The following is a 21765-nucleotide window of genomic DNA, read 5'->3' on the forward strand; positions in this document are numbered from 1 at the left end:
TTCATTTTAAAAGGGAAGTAACATGATCGCGCGTTTCGCTATGCCACTATTGGCGCTGGGTTTGGCCGCATGCGGAAGCGAGGCCGAAGAGCCTAAGACGGTGGAGCAAGTCGCGGCTGAAATGCAAAAATTGCCGCCCCAGATGCCGGGCCTGTACCGCATAACATCTGAGATTATCGAAATTGACGTGGCGGAGCTGTCCCCCGAGCAAGCGGAACTGATGCGGCAAAAGTCTGACGTGAAACCCGATGTGAACGAGCAATGTGTGACGCAGGAAGAGGCTGACAAGAGCGTTCAGGATATCGTTAAGGGAATTTCTGAAGCGAGCGGCGCGGGCAATTGCAGCTTCGCCAAATTTGCTGTCACCGGCACCAGGCTGGATTCGCAAATGACGTGCACCGGGCCGATGGGTACAGGCGGCGACGTTGCCATTGCCGGTGTGGTTGAGGAAACCGGTCTCGATCTGATCATGGACATGACGATTGATGCCAGCGTTATGGGGGAAATCGGGATGAAGATGAAAATCACATCCGAAAGGATTGGTGATTGCCCGGCATGACATATTCCCGCCTTTCAGGTACCATCGTCGCTGATGGCAGATAGGCTTTCCCCGAAATCGGCAGACCGTTTCTGGACTGCTGAGGAGTTCGCGCGGAGGCTCGCGCTGGCCCGTGCAGCAGATCCCGAGCCTGCGGAAAAGCCCAGCGTGTGGCAGTTACTGGCCGAAATCAGCGTGCTGCGCGAACCCTTGATCCGCCCCTTCCGAACGCTCGATATCGCGCGTGCCGAAACACCGCAGACGGTTATGCTATTGCCGGGTTTTGCCACGCATCCCACCCGCATGCGCTTTATGGCCAGGCAACTGGAACGGGCAGGCCACACGGTCAAACGCTGGGGATTGGGATTCAATCTTGGGCCCACGCCGGACAATATTGAGTTTCTTGAGCAACGGCTGACCGATGTACAGCAGCGATATGGCCGCGATGTGGTTCTGGTAGGCTGGAGCCTGGGCGGGCTGTTCGCGCGCGAATTGGCCAAGAGGCACCCTGGCAAAGTCGCCAAAGTCATCACTATGGGGTCGCCATTTTCAGGCAATCCGCGTGCCAATAATGCCTGGCGCGCATATCAATTCATTGCCGGGCATCCGGTGGACGAGCCGCCGATACCCGGCGATGTGAAACTGAAACCGCCTGTTCCAACAATAGCGTTCTGGAGCAAGCGGGACGGGATTGTCAGCCCGGCTGCATCGCGCGGTATCGCGGGGGAACGGGACCGTGCGGTGTGCGTGGACTGCAATCACATCGGTTTTTCAAACAGTGCCGCAAGCATCTTGGCCATTTTGAAGGAACTTGAAGACATCTGAACATTTGTCCCTATAGTAAGGTGCGGCAGAGGGCTTCGCACTGCCAAACGGCATTCGCCCTCTATTCCGCGACATCAGGAGCCCATGAGCGAAGATAACACAAATTTTGACGAGATGCGCAGCGCAAGCGGCGAAGTCCGGCCAGCCTATGCAGGGTATTGTGACTGGTTTGATGCACAGGATGCCAAATGGCTGAAGCGTAAGCATGCTGATTGCGAGAGCAGTTTTCGTAAAACGGGCATTACCTTTAATGTTTACGGCGAAAATGAAGCCGAAGAGCGGTTGATCCCCTTCGATATGGTGCCGCGGGTAATTTCGGCGGCCGAATGGCGCAAGCTGACGCGCGGCATTGAACAGCGGGTGAGTGCGCTCAATGCCTTCATGTATGATCTGTACCACCGGCAGGAGATCATTCGCGCCGGCCGCGTTCCTGAACGGTTGTTCAAAGACAATGCTGCATGGTTGCAGCAAATGGTGGGGTTTACGCCGCCGGGCGGGGTTTACACCCATATTGTCGGGATTGATCTGGTGCGTACCGGCCCGGATGAATGGTTTGTACTGGAGGACAATGCGCGCACCCCGTCAGGTGTTTCCTATATGCTGGAAAACCGCGAAACGATGATGGGCATGTTTCCTGAACTGTTCTCTCAGGTAGGTGTGGAATCGGTGTCCAACTATCCGCGCCGCCTTGCCAAAAGTCTCGCCGCGTGTGCACCGCAAGGCTTGAAACGCAAGCCCAATGTCGCGGTATTGACGCCGGGCATCTATAATTCAGCCTATTTCGAACATGCGTTTCTGGCGGACCAGATGGGGGCAGAACTGGTCGAAGGCAGCGATCTGCGTGTGGTGGGCGGCTGTGTGCAAATGCGCACCACCAAAGGCTTTGAACCGGTGGATGTGATATACCGGCGGGTCGATGATGATTTCCTCGACCCGCTCACATTCGACCCCAGCAGCGTGCTGGGCATACCGGGGATAATGGACGTATACCGCGCTGGCGGCGTGACCATAGCCAATGCGCCGGGGACGGGGGTATGCGATGATAAGGCGGTGTACAGCTTTATGCCCGAAATTGTCGAGTTCTATACCGGAGAGAAACCGCTGCTGCCCAATGTGCAGACCTGGCGCTGCGCGGATGAGGACAGCCTTGCCTATGTGCTCGACAATCTGGAACAGCTGGTGGTTAAGGAAGTGCATGGTTCGGGCGGATACGGAATGCTGATTGGCCCGACGTCATCCAAGAGCGAGATCGCCGCGTTTCGCAAGAAACTTACCACCAACCCTGCCAATTATATCGCTCAACCAACACTCGCTCTGTCGACGACGCCGATCTTTACCAAAAAGGGACTGGCCCCGCGTCACGTTGATTTGCGTCCCTTCGTGCTCGTCTCGCCAGAGGGGGTTGATATCACCCCGGGCGGCCTGACGCGGGTTGCGCTGAAAGACGGTTCACTGGTGGTCAATTCCAGCCAGGGCGGGGGGACCAAAGACACATGGGTACTCAAAGACTGATGGCCGGCAATCAATCACTGGCAGGCCGCCAATGCTAGGCCGCACAGCCAATGGGCTGTATTGGATGTTCCGCTATCTCGAGCGGGCGGAAAATACCGCGCGCCTGGTTGATGCAGGGTTGCGGATGGCGCTGACACGCGATCATACCAAGGCGGAAGATGAATGGCGCTCGGTGATCGTCACTTCGGGCCAGAAGGCGGCGTTTGAAGCCAAATATGATGAATATGCAGGCGCAACCGTGTGGAATTTCATCCTGCGCGACAAGGATAATCCATCCAACGTGCTAAGCACGTTTGAACAGGTCCGTACCAATGCGCGGCTGGTGCGCAACGCAATCAGCACAGAATTATGGGAAGCGATCAATGAAGGGTGGATGCAGCTGAAATCGGATCTGTCGCGTCCGGTGGCGCAGGGTAGCCTGGGCAAAGTGGTGGCCGATGTACGCCGTGCGGGTATGCAGGCGCATGGCGCAATGCAGAATTCGATTTTGCGCGATGCGGGATACCATTTCGCGCGAGCTGGCACCTTGGTCGAGCGCGGTGACAGCATTGCGCGTATCCTTGACATCAAATATTATCTGCTGCTGCCATCGCTTTCGCATGTCGGATCCAGCCTTGATAAGGGGCAATGGGACAATGTATTGCGGTCTGTATCGGGCGACCGGGCCTATCGCTGGCTGAATGCGGGACGGATTGATGCGCGCGGTATTGTGGAATTTCTGGTGCTGGACGAGCGGTTCCCGCGCAGTCTGGCGTTCTGCCATTCCGATCTGCGCGATAATCTGGCCGCACTGGCGCGCATCCATCACCGCGAGGGGCTGTCTAACGAATTAATGCGCGAGGCCGATATGCGGATAAGCAATACCAATATTGATGCAGTATTCGAACGGGGATTGCACCAATTCCTGATTGATTTCAGCAACAGCAATTCTGCCATCGCAGCGGCGATTGCCGAAGATTACCGGTTTGTGGATTGAGCCTATGAGATTATCGATCCGTCACACCACGCATTACAGTTTTGAAGAGCCGGTCGTGCATGCATTGCAGCGATTGCGGCTGACCCCCAAGGCGACGCAGGGGCAGGAGGTGCTCGAATGGGAGATGAACTATTCCAATGCGCGCAAGGAAATTGAATATGAAGACCAAAATTACAACACAGTGACACTGGTTGCGGTCGAGCCCGAAGCGCGCGAAGTAACGATCGAGTGTAAAGGGATGATCGATACAGAAGACAATGCGGGCGTAATCGGCCAGCATTCGGGGCATTTGCCGTTGTGGAGTTTTGTCAGCCAGACGCCTTTGACCAAGCCGGGAGCGGAAGTGCGCCGATTGGTCCAGAGCCCGGCCGTCGGCGGCACACCAACGGTCGATGATCTGCACGCCCTGTCACAGCGTATCCGCGATGCAGTTGCGTATAAAACCGGCCAGACCGGTGTAACCACCACGGCGGAAGAATCGATGAAGCAAGGCTCCGGCGTATGTCAGGACCATGCGCATATCTTTATTGGCGCCGCGCGCGCGATGGATATACCGGCGCGCTATGTCAGCGGTTATCTGATGATGAATGACCGCATCGATCAGGAAGCCACTCACGCATGGGCAGAAGCGCATGTGCAGGGGCTCGGCTGGGTCGGTTTTGACATCTCCAACGGGATCAGCCCCGATCCGCGCTATGTACGGGTTGCAACTGGCCGCGATTACCGTGATGCCGCGCCAATTACGGGCATCACATTCGGGACCCGTAACGAGGACCTGCGGGTCGAAGTGTCTGTGGAACAGCAGCAAGTGGTGCAGCAGCAATAATCTGTCTGGACCGGCGCAAGGGTCTGCTATATCTGGCCTGCTTCGCCGGTACCGGGCCGGCATAAGGATTTCTCAATGACATATTGCGTTGGTTTGGTGCTCGATAAGGGCCTCGTTTTGATGAGTGACACGCGGACCAATTCTGGCGTGGACAATATCTCTGTCTTTTCAAAAATGTTCCATTGGGAAGTGCCAGGCAAGCGTATCCTGACTGTCATGACCGCGGGTAATCTGGCGACGACGCAGTCGGTTATCAGCCAATTGGAAGAACGCACCAAAGCGCCCGAGGACCGCGACAATGTCATTCTCGAGGCGCCAACCATGTTTCAGGTCGCAGCTGAGATTGGCAAATTGCTGCGTGCAACGATCCAGCACACGCAGGAAACCAATGGCGTGCGCGGCAAGGGCCGGTTCAGCGCAACCATCATTCTGGCCGGTCAGATCGAAGGTATGGAACCACGCATGTTCATGATCTATCCAGAGGGAAATTTCATTGAGACATCAGCGGACACCCCGTTCCTGCAAATCGGCGAAACCAAGTATGGTCGCCCCATCATCCTGCGAGCCTATGACCGCAATATGAGTTTTGAAGATGCCGCCAAGCTGTTGATGGTGTCATTTGATTCCACTTTGAAGGCCAATCTCTCGGTGGGATTACCGCTGGATATGATGGTGGTTGAACGGGACAGTTTTACCGCCACGCACCAGCGGCGGATCACGCAGGATGACCCGTATTTCCAGCAGATATCCTCCAGCTGGGGTAATGCGCTGAAAACCGCTTTCCATTCTCTGCCTGATTACAGCTTCGCCGCAGAGTAGTAATATCCAGCGGGCAACCGCTTACGTATTTCCAGCTGGGCAATTGCGCGTAATTTGCATCCGTTTTCGATCAAATCATGCCGCTTTGCAGCACCGCATTTCACCTGACTTAGGTCCAGAACCGAGCCAAGACCGCGTGCTTTTTGCCGGAATGCAGCGATCATCACGGGATGGAAAACGCATTCGCGATACATTTCGTCGATCCCGACAGCCGCAGCCGGGCTGAACTGTCCCGGACTGCTTTTGATCTGGGGTATCATGCAGAAGTCTATGCCGATTTTGACGAATTGGCGATGCGGCCACTATCTGGCGGGATTGTCGTGGCGCGCGATGTCGATGCCACTGGCGGCGTGGCGCGGCTGATGCGCGAGATGGCTGAGGCCAGCATCTGGTTGCCGCTGATTGCGTTGGCCGACAATCCGCGGCCAGAGCGTGTGGTGATGGCGATGCGCGCTGGCGCTTTGGATTATCTCAGCGCGCCGCTCACCCTGGCCGTGCTGGACGAGGCGCTGTCCCGATTGGAGGATGAGGCCGTGGAATATAGCAAGGCGCGCCGTAGACTGGTGGAGGCGCGTGACCGGATTGACCATTTATCCGTAAGGGAACGTGAAGTGCTCGATTGGCTCACGCATGGTCTTAGCAATAAAGCGATCGCACGCGAACTGGATATTAGCCCGCGCACGGTCGAGATACACCGCGCCAATATGATGACGAAGCTGGGCGCAAAACATTCTGCAGAAGCGGTACGGTTGCGGTTGGAGGCGCGAATTTAAGCGTTACCGGCAGAAGCTGCCATTCCCCTGTTCGAGATGAAGATGATCGCGGTGTGCCGCATTGTAATCCGGCCCCAATACCGTGCCAAAGCGTTTGCACGCGCTGCTGTGTACAACCCGCAGAAATCTGCGTTCCGCCGCGCTGCCATTATTCCAGCCACTTGCCAGCGAAATCCGGCGGCCATCGGCCAGAACAAAGGCGGCAATATCAATCGCCTCGGCCCGGGAATGGGCGGAGCGTTTGCTTGATCCCGCAATATTGCGGCAGTTGTAACTGCCCATTGTTTCAATCCGTGAAAGTGCGCTGCCAAGGATGTGCCGCGCAGCGCGGTCCACGCCGTAACGGGCCCATGCTGCAAAGGCATTGGCGGTCGGACACGTCACCGGGCCGATATTGGCAAGTTCGAAATTGGCGGTGTCGCCGCGCAGTTGCGCTATAGTGACCGCGTTGATGGCCGAGCAGCCTGCGCTGTAATAGCGATCGGGCATTGCGGAAAAGCGTGATCCGGTTTTGCCGAGCTGGCTTAGGCATTGCCGAGCCCCGGCCGATATGGCGACCGGCGCAGAGGATGCAGCGCGCACTTTGGCTGGCTCACCGCCGCCCAGGCTAGCAGGCACAAGGCTGCACGCGCTTAGCGCCAATCCCAATCCCAAAGCTGCCACTTGTTTGACCATGCCGCCAATATTGGCATGACAGGGTTAACCCGCCCCGAACTGGTTTGGTTAGCAGCGCGTTAAAGCCGCAGGCCAGATCCTGGCCTCAAGCCGTTTCAACCTGTTGCCACAATTCGATCTTCACGCCGTCAGGGTCGAGTATCCATGCGAATTTGCCATATCCTTCATCCACAACGCCAAGCACGTCGACATCACGGCTTTTCAGCACTGCGAGAAAGCCATCGAGATCATCGACGCGCAGATTGATCATGAAGTGGGTATTGCCAGGCTTTAGATAGTCCGCATCCCTGAAATGGCTGATCAGCGAATAGGGCTGCTCACCGGTCTCTTCCGACCAGCTGATCTGCGGCCCATAGTCACCGTCAAGCCCCAGCTTTTCACGGTACCATGCCCGGGTGGCAGCGGGGTCTTTCACAACATAGAAGACGCCGCCCAGCCCGGTTATTTTTGCCACGTCTACGCCTCTGCAGGTTTCGTGATCTGGCTCACCGCAACAATCGCTATCCAGGCGGCGATGAAGCCAGGGATGATTTCATACAGGCCGGGCCCGCCCATAAACGTACTATTCCAGCCCAGCGAGATCCAGGCGATAACTGTCACTGCCCCTGTGACCAGGCCCGCCACCGCGCCATTACCGGTCATTTTGTCCCATGTCAGTGAGAGGATGATGAGCGGGCCAAACGCCGCCCCAAACCCCGCCCATGCGTTGGACACTAGGCCGAGCACCTGGCTGTCAGGATCGCTGGCGATGATCACCGCGAGCAGCGCGACAAGCAGCACGCTGATGCGCCCAACATTCACTGTCTCGCGTTCACTAGCGGTTTTGCGCAGGAACAGCCGGTAGAAATCTTCAGTCAGCGATGATGACGCAACCAGCAATTGCGAGCTTATCGTACTCATGATCGCGGCCAGCAGCGCAGCCAACAGGAACCCGGTAATGAGCGGGTTGAACAGCAGGTTGGCCAAAATGATGAAGATCGTTTCGGGGTCCTCCACGATGATGCCGTTCTGTTCAGCATAGGCACGGCCCGCAATCCCGACACCGATGGCGCCCAGCAGCGCGACGCCCATCCAGCTCATGGCGATATTGCGCGCGGTGGATACCTCCTCGACGCTGCGTACCGCCATAAACCGCACGATAATATGCGGCTGCCCAAAATATCCCAGACCCCAGGTGACTGCGCTTAGGAAGCCGATCAGCGTCAAACCGGTAAACAGGTTTAGGTAATCGGGATTGCCAGCCTGTGCAGCGGCGGCAGCGGCTGCACCCAGATCGGTCCCGCCCCAGATCACCACCAGCGGCATCAGCACCAGCGCGACCACCATGATGCATCCCTGAACGAAATCGGTGAGGCTAACGGCGAGAAACCCGCCCACCATCGTGTAAGCCAACACGACCCCCGCCGTGATCCAGATACCGAGCATGTAATCGCTCATGGTCACATCCCCGAACAGATTGGCAAAACTGGTTTCAAACAATTTCCCGCCGCCAACCAGGCCAGCAGCCGTGTACACTGCAAAGAACGCGACGATGATAATCGCTGCGGTAACGCGCAATGCCGTCGCGCGTTCGGGAAAGCGGTTCGCCAGAAATTGCGGAATGGTGAGCGCATTGCCCAATTCTTCGGTCTGTTTGCGCAGACGCGGGGCGACGACCCACCAATTGACCAGAGCGCCCACAAACAGCCCGATGCCGATCCATGCCTCTACCAGGCCAGCGGCGTATAATGCGCCCGGCAGGCCAAGCAGCAGCCAGCCTGACATATCAGAAGCGCCCGCCGATAAGGCAGCGACTGCGGGATGCAGATTGCGCCCTGCGAGCAGATATCCGGCGCTATCCGAAGTCGATTTGCGCCACGCATATACACCAATGCCAATCATCAGAAGAAAATATGCGGCGAGCGAAATAAGCGTTTCTGTTTCCATGATCGCCCGCGTAACAGCTGTTCGCGGGGCTGGCCACAACCGCTGAATATTTATCTTCGATCCGTCCGGCGCCTAGCCGGTTGCGGACCGGTTTCTGCCAGGATCGGTATAGCCAGCCAGACCGCGTGGTTGACGCCCCGGCTCCGCGAGAGCAGGCGTGATCAGCACACGGGCCAGTCCGGCGAAGGCTTCATGAGTGAAGGGTTTGGGCAGCATGTCCTGGAAGCCGGCCTCGAGGCAACCATCCTTAAGGCCGGGTGATGCGGCTCCCGACAGCGCGTAAACTGGCAGTACAGTCTGGGAAAGACCCGCCGATCTGATGGTGCGGATGACATGCAGGGCGGCATCTGCATCATCATCAACATCGACCAGCGCCGCGATATAGGGCCGTGCGCTATGTTCGGTAGAACGCAGCGCCGTGATGAACTGCCCGGGGGTATCTATGCAATCAAACTGAAAGCCGAAGGCTTGCAGAACGGCCTCGCTGATCATCCGTTGGCTTTGGCTGCGCTGGACGAGCAGGATGCGCGGCAAGTGCAGGCTGCTTAGGCCCGATATCGGCACCTTAGCAGGGGCTGGGCGGGCCAAAGGCTGATGGAAAGTGAAGATCGAACCGCGCCCGATCGTGCTGCGCACTGTTATGCGGCCGCCCATTTTTTCGGCCAGCTTTTGCGATATGGAAAGGCCCAGACCTTTGCCGCCCTTTGCTGTGCGGCCAGCGCCGCGTTCGAAAGGCAGGAAGAGCCGTGATCGCTCCTCGGTTGACAGGCCGCTGCCATTGTCGAGAATGCTCCACAGCAATTTTGGACTGTTCCGGCTGCCCCGGTGCCGCACGACCAGTTCGACTGCACCCTGGTCAGAGGCGGCGGCTGCATTGGCGATCAGGTTGACGAGAATCTGGCCGATGCGCTGCCTGTCCCCGCGCGCGGTATTCGGTACGCCGGAACCAATATGGCAGCCGATCGAAACTGCCGCACCCTCGTTTGCCGCAGCGACCAGTGACGTGCAATCGCGGGCCAGCCGTGCGGGCGAGAACGGCCGATCGGCAATCCGTACATCGCCGCTTTGCGCCATTGCTTCATCCAGAACATCATTCACAAGATCAAGCATCGTTTTGCTGCATTCATTGATCCGGTTGACCAGTTGGTGCTGTTCCTCTGTTAAATCGGGCCCCTCCAGCAAGGCGGCAAATCCGGTGATGCCTGCCAGCGGTGTGCGCAATTCATGGCTGATTTCCGCCACATGTCGTGCCCAGCGAGCATTGATCCGGTCCGCATCATGATCGGCATCCGGTTCGCCGCTGCGCGATCCGCCGTTTTGCGATGCCCCGCACCGCGTGCACGGCACCGGGATGGGCGATGCGTCAAACTGGGCGGCGGGGAAGGGCAGAGGCAAGCTGGCGCGCGGCCGTGTACGGTGCACGGGCTCCAACGGGGCAGGCTGGGGCTGTGGGGGTTCATTGCTTGGCATGCGTCACTCCTGCTGGGGAGCTTTCAATAGTGCCGTGTGCTTAAATCAGGCTCGGGAGCGGATTAGGCATTGCCCCGTATTTTTAAGCAGCTGACCGTTAGTGAACATCTATTTGGGCCGGGTGTAACCTTGCCGGTGCCGGCGACGAATGCGTGAAGTATACGCATCTGGATTGTTCACTTTCCTTGGGGAAATTTTATGAAAAAACTGCTTTCACTCATCGCTGCGTTTGCGGCGCTGTTCGCTTTGACGCCCGTGGCCGCCGCACCGCCTTGGACGAATTACACCGACATGAGCTTCGCCCGCGCACAATCCGCGGGCAAGACTATTCTGGTTGACGTGCACGCCGCGTGGTGCCCGACGTGTAAAGCGCAGCAACCGATCCTGAACGAGCTGCGGGCGGACAGCCGGTTGAAAGACGTGGTTTTCTTCAAAGTCGATTTTGACAGCGACAAATCATTCTTGCGCGCAAACAATATTCCGCGCCAATCGACCATTGTGGTGTTCCAAGGCAAAAAAGAAACCGCGCGCTCGATTGCAGAAACCAATCGTAAACGTCTGCGCGGCGTCGTCCTGAGCGCGATCTGACTGCCGCGTAATCAGGCAAGGATACGGTAATGATCGGCAGCACGTTTCTGGCGTATATCGCAGGATTGGTGACAATCCTGAACCCGTGCGTGTTGCCGCTTATCCCGATTCTGATAGCTTCTGCATTGGGGAAGGGCGCATTTGGTCCGGCTGCGTTGGCGGCGGGCATGGTGACCGCGTTCACGATATTCGGTTTTATCGTGATTGCGTTCGGTTTCTCTCTGGGCATTAATGAGCAGTCGGTACGGATATTCGCCGGAGGCTTGTTACTGCTCGCCGGCCTGTTGCTGCTGGTACCGCGCGCTCAGGCCGCGCTGAGTGCAGCGGCCGTACCGCTCACCAATGCGGGCAACAGAGCACTTGGCAATGTGAACCAAGAAGGGATGCTGGGCCAATATATGATTGGCGCTTTGCTCGGCCTTGTCTGGGCCCCATGCGTTGGCCCGACCCTGGGCGTTGCGATCGCTGCGGCCAGTCAGGGTGAGAACCTCGCATCTGCATTTTTCACCTTTTTCACATTCGGCCTGGGTGTCGCGACATCCATCCTGCTATTCGCATATGGATCGCGTAAAGCCTTGGGCGAGCGAAGCAAGACCATGCAATCCATTTCCCGCTACGCCAAGCCGATTTTTGGTGTGTCACTGCCGTTGGTGGGCGCGCTGGTCCTAACCGGCTTTGACAAAGCAATTGAAATTGTCTTGCTGAATATACTGCCCGACTGGCTGATCGCCTTTACGACGCGGTTCTAGGCTGTGAAGCCTTGATCAAGCGCCGCCACGCACCTGCTCGCTGTATAGAAATCATGAATTCTGTCTGTTTTCATCGCCCCGCCAAAGGCCCTGTACATGGCCGCTTCACGGCAAGGTTTTGCCGGTCTGCTTGCCGGTCCCACCGCGCACGGGTTCAGCCAGCCTGATAATGGGGACAGGAGAAGATAGCTGCTGGCTGAGCGCGCCAGCCGCAGCGGAACTGTCCTGCAAGTCGCGCATTAATCCTGCATCCGCATATCCAAATTAAACAAGGGCATATTCATGGAAACGCTTTCCCGCTTTGGCGACAAAACTGTAATCGTGACAGGCTCCTCCGGTGGCATCGGCGAGGGTATTGCCCGCCGCTTCGCGTCTGAAGGTGCCAATGTCGTACTCAATTCGCGCAACCGTGACGACCTGGAAAAGGTCGCAGCCGATTTTGATGCCGCGCGTACGCTGATCGTCGAAGGGGATGTGAGCGACGCCGATTTTGCCGGAAAGATCGTGACAAAAACGGTCGAAACATTCGGAAGCCTCGATGTTCTGGTCAATAATGCGGGCGTGGCCGCATTCGGTCAGCTGGTTGATGCAAGCGACGAGGATATCGACAGCACGCTCAACATAAATGTGAAGGGTGTTCTGTATCTTTGCCGCGCCGCAATCCCCGAATTGGCGAAAACCAAGGGATCAATCATCAATGTCTCGAGTGTGTCTGGTGTGGGCGGAGACTGGGTATTGCCGATCTACAATGCATCCAAGGGTGCGGTGAGCAACCTGACCCGCAGTCTTGCATTGCAGCTCGGCTCGCAGGGTATTCGGGTGAATGCCGTGCTACCCACTATCACACGGTCGGACATGAGCGCCGGAATGCTGGACCAGGACGCGATGATGGATGCTTTTCACAACCGCATTCCGCTTGGCCGGATTGGCGAACCGGAAGACATTGCCGGGCCCGTTGCGTTTCTGGCCAGTCAGGACGCTGGGTTTGTGACCGGTGTGAACCTAGCAGTGGACGGCGGTACAAACGCGTCCAACGGACAGCCGAACATGATGGCGATCGGCGGCTGATCCGCAGCTCTGGCTGGGCCAGAACCGGCGACGCGGTAACGGCGGCAGGACCCCTCCCGCCAAGCCATCAGTCTTCCAGTCTTTTCTTCTCTTTCTTGCGCTCGTTGGGATCAAGTGTCGCCTTGCGCAAGCGAATATTTTCCGGTGTCACTTCAACCATCTCGTCATTGTCGATATAGGCGATAGCCTGCTCCAGCGTCATCAATGTCGGGGGGGTCAGGCGGATCGCATCATCTTTGCCAGTGGAACGGAAGTTGGTCAGCTGCTTGGATTTCATGGGGTTCACTTCCATGTCCTCGGGCTTGGCATTCTCGCCGATAATCATGCCCTCATACAGCTTTTCCTTGGGCTTCACGAACAGGATGCCGCGTTCTTCCAACATGTTGAGAGCATAGCTGACGGCTTCGCCATTTTCACGGCTGATCAACACACCGTTCTGGCGGCCTTCGATCTTGCCTTTATACGGCCCGTATTTTTCGAACAGCCGGTTCATGATCCCGGTACCGCGCGTATCGGTCAGAAACTCACCGTGGTAACCGATCAAGCCGCGCGACGGGGCGCTGAAAGTTATGCGGGTCTTGCCGCCGCCCGATGGCCGCATATCGGTCATTTCGCCCTTACGCATCGCCAGCTTCTCCACCACGGTGCCTGAATATTCGTCATCCACATCGATAACCACTGTTTCGTACGGCTCGGTACGCTTGCCATTTTCATCCTCGCCAAACAGCACACGCGGGCGGCTGATGCCCAGTTCAAACCCTTCGCGGCGCATCGTTTCAATCAGCACGCCCAGTTGCAGCTCACCGCGGCCGGCAACCTCGAAGCTGTCCTTGTCAGAGGATTCGGTCACTTTGATCGCAACGTTGCTTTCTGCCTCGCGCGCCAGACGGTCACGGATCATGCGCGAGGTGACTTTGGAGCCTTCACGCCCGGCCAGCGGGCTGTCATTCACCGCAAAGCGCATCGACAATGTCGGCGGATCGATCGGCTGTGCTTGCAGCGGTTCGGTGACGCTTGGGTCGCAGATCGTGTTGGATACGGTGGCGACGGCGAGACCCGCAAGAGAGATGATATCGCCCGCTTTGGCCTCGTCGACCGGGACACGCTCCAGACCTTCAAATGACATCAGCTTGGATGCACGGCCCGTTTCGATCACTTTGCCTTCTGCGTCGAGAGCGTGGATCGGCGAATTGACCTTGATCGTGCCTGACTGGACTTTTCCTGTGAGGACGCGGCCGAGGAAATTGTCGCGGTCGAGCAACGTCACCAGAAATTTGAACGGCGCGTCCACATCGGCTTGCGGAGGAGGCACGTGATCGACGATCTTCTCAAACAAGGGCGTAAGATCGCCTTCGCGGGCGTTGATGTCTTCGCTCGCATAGCCGTCACGGCCCGAGGCATACAGGACAGGAAAATCGAGCTGCTCGTCATTTGCCTCAAGCGAAACGAACAGGTCAAATACCTCGTCCAATACTTCAACCGGGCGGCCATCCGGGCGGTCAATCTTGTTCACGACTACGATTGGTTTCAGACCCAGCGCGAGCGCCTTGCCGGTCACAAATTTGGTTTGCGGCATCGCGCCTTCGCTGCTGTCCACCAGCAGGATTACGCCGTCCACCATCGACAGGATACGCTCCACTTCGCCGCCGAAATCGGCGTGCCCCGGCGTGTCGACAATGTTGATCCGCCGGGCATCCTCACCATCGCCATACTCCACCGAGGTACATTTCGCCAGAATGGTGATGCCCCGCTCTTTTTCCAGATCGTTGGAATCCATTGCGCGTTCATCCACCCGCTGATTGTCGCGGAACGTGCCGGATTGGCGGAAAAGCTGGTCAACAAGAGTGGTCTTGCCGTGATCGACGTGCGCGATGATCGCCACGTTACGCTGGTTAGCGGACATTATATGGTGCTTTCGGTTAAAGGCACTGCATTGTTGTGCGGTGCAATATCGCGCGCGCCCTAGCCCAGAGGGGCGGCAAGAGCAAGGCTTGTCAGGGCGCCGGATTCGGCAATTCTGGCTGATCCGCACTGTGTCCAACGCGCAACAAATGGTGGAATCCACCGGGGCATGGCGCATTATGCTTGTCCTTACGGCGTTGCATACCTATTCGGCAGACAGAGGCGAACTGCGCGAGAACGGTTCGTAAGGTAGAGGATAGTCTATGAAATTCACCGTGTTTGACAGCAAAGCTGTGCGTGCAACATTGTTCGCTGGCGTCGCCGCAGCAGGTTTGACCGCCCCGTCCGCTGTTCTGGCGCAAGACGCCGATGGCACCGAAGACGAGGTGCTGGAAGAAGATGATAGCGGGTTTGACGACAATGTTATCATTGTGACCGCTACCAAGCGAGCCCAAACACTTCAGGAAACGCCAGTGGCTGTCTCCGTGACTAGCGCGGCAACTATCGAGCAGGCACAGATCCGTGACATCAACGATCTGCAGTCAGTTGTCCCGTCTCTTCGCGTTCAAACCTTGCAGAGCGCATTTGCAACCAGTTTTGCGGTTCGCGGCTTTGGAACTGACGGAAACAATCTGGGGCTTGAGCCATCAGTAGCGGTTTTCGTCGATGGAGTTTATCGTAGTCGCGCAATCTCACAGATTTCTGATCTACCTAACCTAGAACGCGTTGAAGTCTTGCGCGGCCCGCAGTCGACATTGTTCGGCAAAAATGCCAGCGCAGGGGTTATTTCGCTGGTTAGCTCTGCGCCATCGTTTGATTTCGAAGGCAGTCTTGAGGCTTCCTATGGTAATTACGACGCTTTCGTAGCCAAGGGTTACGTTACCGGACCACTTACTGACACTATCGCTGCAAGCATTGCAGGTGGCTATAACCGTCGGGACGGCTTCATAACGAATGGCTTCAACGGAGATGACCTCAACGACCGGAACCGCTGGTTCACGCGCGGTCAGTTGTTGTTCGAGCCAAATGATGATCTGAGTGTCCGCTTGATTGCGGACTACGATGAAATCGATGAATCATGCTGTGCTGTTGCCAATCTCCAGCAGTCTATAGAAACATTCGTCATTCAGCAGATCGGCGGCCAAGTAAACGATTTTGATGACCGATTCAGCACAGTATTTTCTGATGTTGATCCGTTCAATAAGGTGAAAAATTGGGGCGTTTCTGGCCAGATCGATTATGATTTTGGCGCGCTATCACTGACATCAATCACCGCCTATCGCGATACAAGCATTCGGGCAGATCAGGATGTCGATTTCACCAGTGCCGATATTACCAGCGGCGCAAATATCGGCCAGTCCGAGATTCAGACTTTCACGCAGGAGCTTCGCATTGCAAGCGACTTTGACGGCTTTTTCAACTTCTTGGTCGGCGGATATTATTTTGACGAGAGTTTGGAAACGGCTGACCAGATCAGATTTGGTCCTGGGTTCCGTCCGTTTGCCGACCTGTTAATCCAAGGCGCAACCGGAGGAGCGTTGAATGTTAACGCTCTTGAATTGTTGCTGGGTGCGGATAACAATACTTTCTTCGCTGTCGGCACTGGATTTGAAAGCGAATTTACCCAAAACAACGAAGCATATTCGTTGTTCGGTCAAGTCGACCTCGAGTTGACCGATCGTTTGACTGTCACTTTGGGCGCAAACTACACGAAGGATAAAAAACGGGTCGTTTCCAATGGTGTGGCAACCGAACCGTTTTCTTTGATAGATCTTGACGCGCCGCAATTCGCGGGGTCCCGTCAATTGTTGTTGCAAGGCGCAGGGGTCGATCCTGCAACAGCCGCTTTCTTGGCCGCAAACCCTACCATCGTATTGGCAGACGGTTCCAGCGCGAACCCATTCGATGGTTTGCGTGCTTTTCAGTTCTTGCCGCAAATCTTGAATATTCCAAATGCGGTGGAAGATGGACGTTCGAACGACGATGATGTCACGTATATTGCGCGGGCGGCCTATGAATTGAGTGATACGGTCAATGTGTATGCTAGCTATGCAACGGGCTTCAAAGCGAGTTCTTGGAACCTTTCACGCGACAGTCGGCCACTGCCTGCCGATTTGACTTCAATCTTGGCACAAAATTTGGGTACGCCCAACCTCGTCGCCGGAACCCGTTTCGCATTGCCCGAGCAATCGACTGTGTATGAAGTAGGTATCAAAGGGAATTGGGGTCTCGCAGGCGCTAATTTGACTGTATTCCAGCAGAATATTGATGACTTCCAAGCCAATACCTTTGTCGGTTCGAGCTTCGTCCTGTCAAATGCAGGAAAGCAGGAGACCTTTGGGATTGAGTTTGACGGTTTTGTGAGACCGACTGATTCGCTGACGCTATCTCTCGCAGCAACATATCTCGATGCTAAATATGATAGCTTTGTTGGCTCACCGGTCGGTGATCTGTCTGGTGTGTTTGTGGCTGGCGTGGCTCCGCTCAGTGCAAATTTCGGTGCCACATGGAACAAAGAGCTGTCCAACTTTGACCGGATCATTCTGCGTGCGGATTATGCATATGAGTCAGAGGTTCAAATCTTGAATGGTTTAACTAATTTCATCGGTACAAATGCTGATGGTTCACAGAACTTTGAACCGGCACGTGCGGCAGCGAGAAACTTCACCCGTGCAACAAATAATGTAAACGCCTCGGCGACATATGCGTTGGACAATGGTCTGGAATTCTCGGTTTGGGCGCGTAACCTGTTTGACGATCGTGTTATTACGACCATCTTCCCATCAGTTGCTCAGGGCCAATCAATTTCCGGTTATCCCAACGCACCGCGCACTTATGGTGGTACGGTCCGCTTCAAGTTCTAAGCGATTTACCGCGATGATTACGAGAAGGGGCTGCCGAGAGGTGGCCCCTTTTTCGCGGTGTCATCTGGCCATCTGCGGAGGGTTGGGTATGGTGCTTCGGCAATCTGAAAATTTCTAAGGGACAGACAGTATGGGGCTTAATATCCCGAGAGTTTTATCGGTCACGATTGACATGATCAGAGGCCGTTTTTTCAGGCTGTTGGCATTATGGCTGCTCTTCGTCATCTTCCAGCTCGCCGGGCTAATGCTGGTCGGCGCATTTACCGGCGTTTCTGCAATGGTAGGGGGCATGACGGATAGTGCGGCCGGTATGGGCGGCCTGGGCGCTGCCACCATTGCGGTGATGGTTATTTTTTATGTAGCCTATTTCTATATCTACGCCGCACAGTCCGTTTCCATGAGCGCTGCGGCCTCGCCATTATTGCAACCTGAATTTGGAATCACCCTATCCAGGGGGTTTCGCGGGGGGCTGTCATTGCTATGCGTGTATATTCTCCTGATGATCGGCTATCTGATCGTCTCCGTTGCTCTGGGACTGCTCGTCGGCATTCTGGCGTTTCTGGGCGACGCAGGAACTATCTTGGGGGTGATCATACTCCTGCCGGCCCTGCTATATCTGGCCTGCCGCCTGAGTTTGCTTGCACCCGTAATCGCGGTCGACGGAGTGTCGAACCCCGTAGGCGTGATTGCGCGAACATGGCAGCTGACCGCCGGCAACGCTTTCAAAATTTTCATCGCTCTGGTGGTGTATTCACTGTTTGCGATTGTGCTGGTTGGCATGATTTTGGCAGTGTTTTGGGGATCCTTCAGCGACATGACGGTCACTGAAACAATGTCTAATCCTGCCGTGATCGTTTCTCTGACACTTGTGTTTGTGTTCGTAATGATTGTGCTGTCAGTGGCAGGTTCTGCGTTGTTTTCTGTCTTGCATTCTGAATTAACCGATAGCGACACTGCGAGACTGGGCCGTACGTTTGAATAATCGGTCCTGATCCTAAAGCGTTCTGAGCGCCTGTGCCGGTTTCGCTCTTAATAACGGGATCGAACCGGCCAGCGCGAATATCAGAACGAAGGTCAGCCCGCCGCCGAGCACGGCCAGTATCTCGCCCCAATTGGGTAGCCAGTCAAATTCGAACAATTGCGTGATGACCAGCCATGCCAGCCCGCTGCCGAGCCCCAGCGCGACGATGGCTAACGTCACTGCGAGTAATCCATACTCGGCCAATTGCATAATCAGAACCTGCCGTCTGCTGGCACCAAGCACGCGCATCACGACTGTATCATAGGTGCGCGAGGCGCGGGCAGCGGCAATCGCCCCGATCAACACGGCAAGTCCTGCCAGTACAGCAACCGATGCGGCGGCGAATGTGGCCAGGCCCACCTGGCTCAAAATCGTCCGTGCTTCGGTAAGCACCTGCCCGATTTCAATAACCGAGCTGGAGGGGAAGTTCTGCACCAGTTGGCGCAGCAGCGGCCCGGTGGCCGCGCCTGATGGCAAGTCAATGGTGGCGGTGAGATTATGCGGCGCATCTGCGATTGCATTTTCCGAGAACACAAGAACGAAATTGAAGCCCATATTCTCCCAATCGATCCGACGGAAATTGGCCACAGTCGCGGTTTTTTCCACACCCAGAATACCAATGGTCAGCTGATCACCGATTTCCAGATCAATCGCTTCGGCAAATTCTTCATCGACCGATACAAGCGGATCACCGGAATGATCTGCATCCCACCACTCACCTTCGATCAGCGAGTTGCCCGCAGGCAGCATGCCCGAATAGGTCAGACCGCGTTCCCCGCGCAGCGGCCAGGCACCATCGGGGATGTCGTCCAGTTCTGACACGCGGATCATGGCATCGGGGGGCCCATATGCGAGGATTGCACCGCGCAGAGTGGGGACCTTGCGGATCACCGCTTCAGGGTGATCGGCCTGTACCAGGGCGTTAAAGTCTGCCGATTTGCCGCGCGGGATATCCAGCACGAAATAATCCGGTGCCTGGTTCGGTACGCGGCTGTCAATATTGCCATTGATGCTGCTTTGGATCGCGGCGAGCAAGACGAATGCACTCAGCCCGAAACCGAGCGCCGTTACCAGTGCCCCGGTCGATGCGCCGGGCCGGTGCAGATTGGCAAGAGCATTGCGGATCAGCGGATTGGCCGGGCGCGGGACCGCCCCCGCTAATTTGCGGATACCCACACCGAGCAAGGCCAGCAGACCAAGCACGACAGCAGCGCCGGCCAGGAAACCACCAGACAGCAGCGGCTGGTTGGCCGTCAGCAAAGCGAGCGCGATAATGGCCGCAAGACCGCCCATGACCCATCCAAGCGCCGTACCGTCTTTCGTGAGCGGTACAATCCGCGCCCGCATCAGTGCCATTGCCGGAAAACGCCGTGCGCGCAGAACAGGTGTCGCGGCAAATATCAGCGCGACCAGCAATCCATAAGCGGCTGCGACCAGCAGCGCAGCCGGTTCAAACACAAAACCGGTATTAACGGGCAACAACCCGTCCAATGCCGCGGCAAGCGCCGGGGTGACCAATATACCCGCAAGCAGGCCGAGCAGACTGCCCGCCAAGGCTGCGGCACCGATTTGCAACGCATATATGCGCGCAATATCCCGGCTCGATGCGCCTAAAACCTTCAGCGTGGCAATGCTCGCGCGGCGCGCCTCGAGATAGGACGACACGCCCCCGCCAATGCCGATACCCGCGATCACGAGAGCGGCCAGACCGACCAGGGTCAGAAATTCTCCCATCCGCGATACGAAGCGGTCCGCGCCGGGGCTGGCGCGGTCGCGGCTGCGATAATCGAAACCAGCATTGGGGAAGCGAGCCTCGATTTCCTCTTCCACATCACCGGGATCGCGCGCGGCATCATCAAAGGCGATGCGGTATTTGCTCTCATACAGCGATCCGGGCTCGACCAGTCCCGCCCGCGCCGGAATATCGGCCGCAACCAGGACAGTCGGGCCAAGCTGAAAGCCTTCGCTCAGCCGGTCCGGCTCGTTGCCGATAATGCCCGCCGCGCGCAATGTGGCAGTGCCGACGGTGAAACTGTCACCCACTTCGATACCGAGCCGGTCAATCGCGCCCTGCGCCAGCCACGCATCATTGCCCGAAGGAGCGGAGGATTCGCTGCCGTCAATAAGAGTGAATCTGCCGTAAAGCGGCCACTTGTCATCAACGGCTTTCAGTTCCACAGGCGCCGCATTTTCCGGGGTGCTGGCCATCGCCTGCAAACGGGTACCTCCGGAAATTTCGCCATATCCGGCCAATGCGTTCTTTTCCTCTGCGGAAAGATCGCGCTGCCAGATTTCAATTTCCAGATCGCCGCCAAGCAATTCTTGCCCGCGCCCTTCCAGCTCCTGCTCGATAGCGCCTGTCAACGTACCGATTGCGGCGAGGGCACCGGTCCCAAGAAACAGACATACCAATAGCAGGCGCAGCCCCTTGAAGCGGCCGTTCAAATCGCGCCGGGCGATGCGCCAGGCGGTTGACCAGGGAATCGAGCCGCTCACGCTGGCTGAATATCTTTGGCTGTGTCTTTCGCAATCAGGCCGTCGCCAATGGTCACAACCCGGTCGCATCGCTGCGCCAATTCCACATCATGCGTAATAACCAGCAATGTCGCGCCGGTTTCTGCGCGGCGGGCGAAGAGCAGATCGATAATGTCATGACCGGTCGCACCATCAAGATTGCCGGTCGGCTCATCGGCGAAAATCAGGGCTGGGCCAGGGGCAATCGCGCGCGCGATCGCCACGCGCTGCTGCTCGCCTCCTGATAGCTGCGTCGGGTAATGGCCCAGCCGGTGGCCAAGGCCAACCGCTTCCAATTCCGCCTTGGCCCGTTCGGTCGCATCCTCTGCGCCAGCGAGTTCCATCGGGGTGGCGACATTTTCGAGCGCGGTCATTGTCGGCAACAAGTGAAATGCCTGCAGCACGATCCCGATCTTGCCGCGCCGCGCCTGCGCCAGCCCATCTTCATCCAGCGCCATGAAGTCTTGTCCTGCAACCGATAGCGATCCGCCGGTGGCGCGCTCCAGTCCGCTGAGTACAGCCATGAGTGAGCTTTTGCCCGAACCCGATGGGCCGAGCAGCGCAATCACTTCGCCAGTGGCGACGTCGAGATCAATTCCGCGCAAGACAGTGACCGGCGTATTCTCCGGATCATAGGTAAGCGTCAGATTGCGGGCAGAAATAGAGTTAGGACTTGTCACCAAAAACCAATCGCATAGGTAAGGGGGCCGAGCAAGGAG

General features: G+C 56.9%; 21 protein-coding genes. 12 read left to right on the forward strand and 9 right to left on the reverse strand.

What is annotated here, in order from left to right:
* Nucleotides 1–22 precede the first annotated feature (22 nt).
* From WA922_RS07550 to WA922_RS07575, 6 genes are all read left to right on the forward strand, one after another.
* Nucleotides 23–559, forward strand: coding sequence for a DUF3617 domain-containing protein (locus tag WA922_RS07550; RefSeq protein WP_424771085.1), 537 nt, complete (start codon nucleotides 23–25; stop codon nucleotides 557–559).
* 33 nt (nucleotides 560–592) lie between these two features.
* Nucleotides 593–1363 carry an alpha/beta fold hydrolase gene (locus WA922_RS07555; RefSeq protein ID WP_424771086.1) on the forward strand — a complete coding sequence of 257 codons (771 nt, stop codon included), beginning with the start codon at nucleotides 593–595 and terminating at the stop codon, nucleotides 1361–1363.
* Between the two features lie 84 nt (nucleotides 1364–1447).
* Entirely contained in the window at nucleotides 1448–2875 is a 1428-nt protein-coding gene (locus tag WA922_RS07560; protein ID WP_424771087.1) for a circularly permuted type 2 ATP-grasp protein, read from the forward strand.
* A gap of 31 nt (nucleotides 2876–2906) precedes the next feature.
* Entirely contained in the window at nucleotides 2907–3851 is a 945-nt protein-coding gene (locus WA922_RS07565; protein WP_424771088.1) for an alpha-E domain-containing protein, read from the forward strand.
* Nucleotides 3852–3855: 4 nt separating this feature from the next.
* A complete protein-coding gene (locus tag WA922_RS07570; protein WP_424771089.1) occupies nucleotides 3856–4677 on the forward strand; it encodes a transglutaminase family protein in 822 nt (273 codons plus the stop codon).
* A gap of 75 nt (nucleotides 4678–4752) precedes the next feature.
* The gene (locus WA922_RS07575; RefSeq protein WP_424771090.1) at nucleotides 4753–5496 is read left to right on the forward strand and encodes a peptidase; all 744 of its coding nucleotides are present in this window, start codon (nucleotides 4753–4755) and stop codon (nucleotides 5494–5496) included.
* On the opposite strand, the gene WA922_RS07580 is transcribed toward WA922_RS07575, so the two are convergent.
* Nucleotides 5475–5663, reverse strand: a complete 189-nt coding sequence (locus WA922_RS07580; RefSeq protein ID WP_424771091.1) for a hypothetical protein — start codon at nucleotides 5661–5663, stop codon at nucleotides 5475–5477. The two genes, WA922_RS07575 and WA922_RS07580, sit on opposite strands and share 22 nt — an antisense overlap.
* Nucleotides 5664–5666: 3 nt before the next feature.
* Here WA922_RS07580 and WA922_RS07585 point away from each other — a divergent pair, with 3 nt between their 5' ends.
* Nucleotides 5667–6269, forward strand: coding sequence for a response regulator transcription factor (locus tag WA922_RS07585; protein WP_424771092.1), 603 nt, complete (start codon nucleotides 5667–5669; stop codon nucleotides 6267–6269).
* A 3-nt stretch (nucleotides 6270–6272) separates the two neighbouring features.
* Here the strand turns inward: WA922_RS07585 and WA922_RS07590 are convergent, their stop codons facing one another.
* The 4 genes from WA922_RS07590 to WA922_RS07605 form a co-directional block, all read right to left on the reverse strand.
* Complete coding sequence (locus WA922_RS07590) at nucleotides 6273–6944, reverse strand: extensin family protein (protein ID WP_424771093.1); 672 nt, start codon at nucleotides 6942–6944, stop codon at nucleotides 6273–6275.
* Between the two features lie 85 nt (nucleotides 6945–7029).
* Nucleotides 7030–7398: a VOC family protein gene (locus tag WA922_RS07595; RefSeq protein ID WP_424771094.1), complete on the reverse strand. Its 369-nt coding sequence runs from the start codon at nucleotides 7396–7398 to the stop codon at nucleotides 7030–7032.
* A gap of 2 nt (nucleotides 7399–7400) precedes the next feature.
* Nucleotides 7401–8870, reverse strand: coding sequence for a sodium/proline symporter PutP (putP, locus tag WA922_RS07600; protein WP_424771095.1), 1470 nt, complete (start codon nucleotides 8868–8870; stop codon nucleotides 7401–7403).
* 72 nt (nucleotides 8871–8942) lie between these two features.
* A complete protein-coding gene (locus WA922_RS07605) occupies nucleotides 8943–10340 on the reverse strand; it encodes an ATP-binding protein (RefSeq protein WP_424771096.1) in 1398 nt (465 codons plus the stop codon).
* A 198-nt stretch (nucleotides 10341–10538) separates the two neighbouring features.
* On the opposite strand from WA922_RS07605, the gene WA922_RS07610 reads away from it, so the two are divergent.
* Together WA922_RS07610 and WA922_RS07615 are read left to right on the forward strand one after the other, a co-directional pair.
* Nucleotides 10539–10928 (forward strand): thioredoxin family protein, encoded by a 390-nt coding sequence (locus WA922_RS07610; protein ID WP_424771097.1) that lies wholly within the window; start codon nucleotides 10539–10541, stop codon nucleotides 10926–10928.
* Nucleotides 10929–10957: 29 nt separating this feature from the next.
* Nucleotides 10958–11677 carry a cytochrome c biogenesis CcdA family protein gene (locus WA922_RS07615; protein ID WP_424771098.1) on the forward strand — a complete coding sequence of 240 codons (720 nt, stop codon included), beginning with the start codon at nucleotides 10958–10960 and terminating at the stop codon, nucleotides 11675–11677.
* 105 nt (nucleotides 11678–11782) lie between these two features.
* Here the strand turns inward: WA922_RS07615 and WA922_RS07620 are convergent, their stop codons facing one another.
* Nucleotides 11783–11917 carry a hypothetical protein gene (locus WA922_RS07620; protein WP_424771099.1) on the reverse strand — a complete coding sequence of 45 codons (135 nt, stop codon included), beginning with the start codon at nucleotides 11915–11917 and terminating at the stop codon, nucleotides 11783–11785.
* A gap of 42 nt (nucleotides 11918–11959) precedes the next feature.
* On the opposite strand from WA922_RS07620, the gene WA922_RS07625 reads away from it, so the two are divergent.
* Nucleotides 11960–12745 carry an SDR family NAD(P)-dependent oxidoreductase gene (locus WA922_RS07625; RefSeq protein WP_424771100.1) on the forward strand — a complete coding sequence of 262 codons (786 nt, stop codon included), beginning with the start codon at nucleotides 11960–11962 and terminating at the stop codon, nucleotides 12743–12745.
* A gap of 67 nt (nucleotides 12746–12812) precedes the next feature.
* Here the strand turns inward: WA922_RS07625 and typA are convergent, their stop codons facing one another.
* On the reverse strand, nucleotides 12813–14648 hold the full coding sequence (gene typA / locus WA922_RS07630; protein ID WP_424771101.1) for a translational GTPase TypA: 1836 nt from the start codon (nucleotides 14646–14648) through the stop codon (nucleotides 12813–12815).
* 262 nt (nucleotides 14649–14910) lie between these two features.
* On the opposite strand from typA, the gene WA922_RS07635 reads away from it, so the two are divergent.
* On the forward strand, nucleotides 14911–17511 hold the full coding sequence (locus WA922_RS07635) for a TonB-dependent receptor (RefSeq protein WP_424771102.1): 2601 nt from the start codon (nucleotides 14911–14913) through the stop codon (nucleotides 17509–17511).
* 130 nt (nucleotides 17512–17641) lie between these two features.
* The gene (locus WA922_RS07640; protein WP_424771103.1) at nucleotides 17642–18493 is read left to right on the forward strand and encodes a hypothetical protein; all 852 of its coding nucleotides are present in this window, start codon (nucleotides 17642–17644) and stop codon (nucleotides 18491–18493) included.
* A 12-nt stretch (nucleotides 18494–18505) separates the two neighbouring features.
* Here WA922_RS07640 and WA922_RS07645 read toward each other — a convergent pair whose 3' ends face one another.
* Together WA922_RS07645 and WA922_RS07650 are read right to left on the reverse strand one after the other, a co-directional pair.
* A complete protein-coding gene (locus WA922_RS07645) occupies nucleotides 18506–21028 on the reverse strand; it encodes an ABC transporter permease (protein ID WP_424771104.1) in 2523 nt (840 codons plus the stop codon).
* Nucleotides 21025–21726, reverse strand: a complete 702-nt coding sequence (locus WA922_RS07650) for an ABC transporter ATP-binding protein (RefSeq protein WP_424771105.1) — start codon at nucleotides 21724–21726, stop codon at nucleotides 21025–21027. Before WA922_RS07650 ends, WA922_RS07645 begins: the two co-directional genes overlap by 4 nt.
* Nucleotides 21727–21765 lie beyond the last annotated feature (39 nt).

This window comes from Pontixanthobacter sp., assembly GCF_049682855.1.
Taxonomy (GTDB): Bacteria; Pseudomonadota; Alphaproteobacteria; order Sphingomonadales; family Sphingomonadaceae; genus Pontixanthobacter.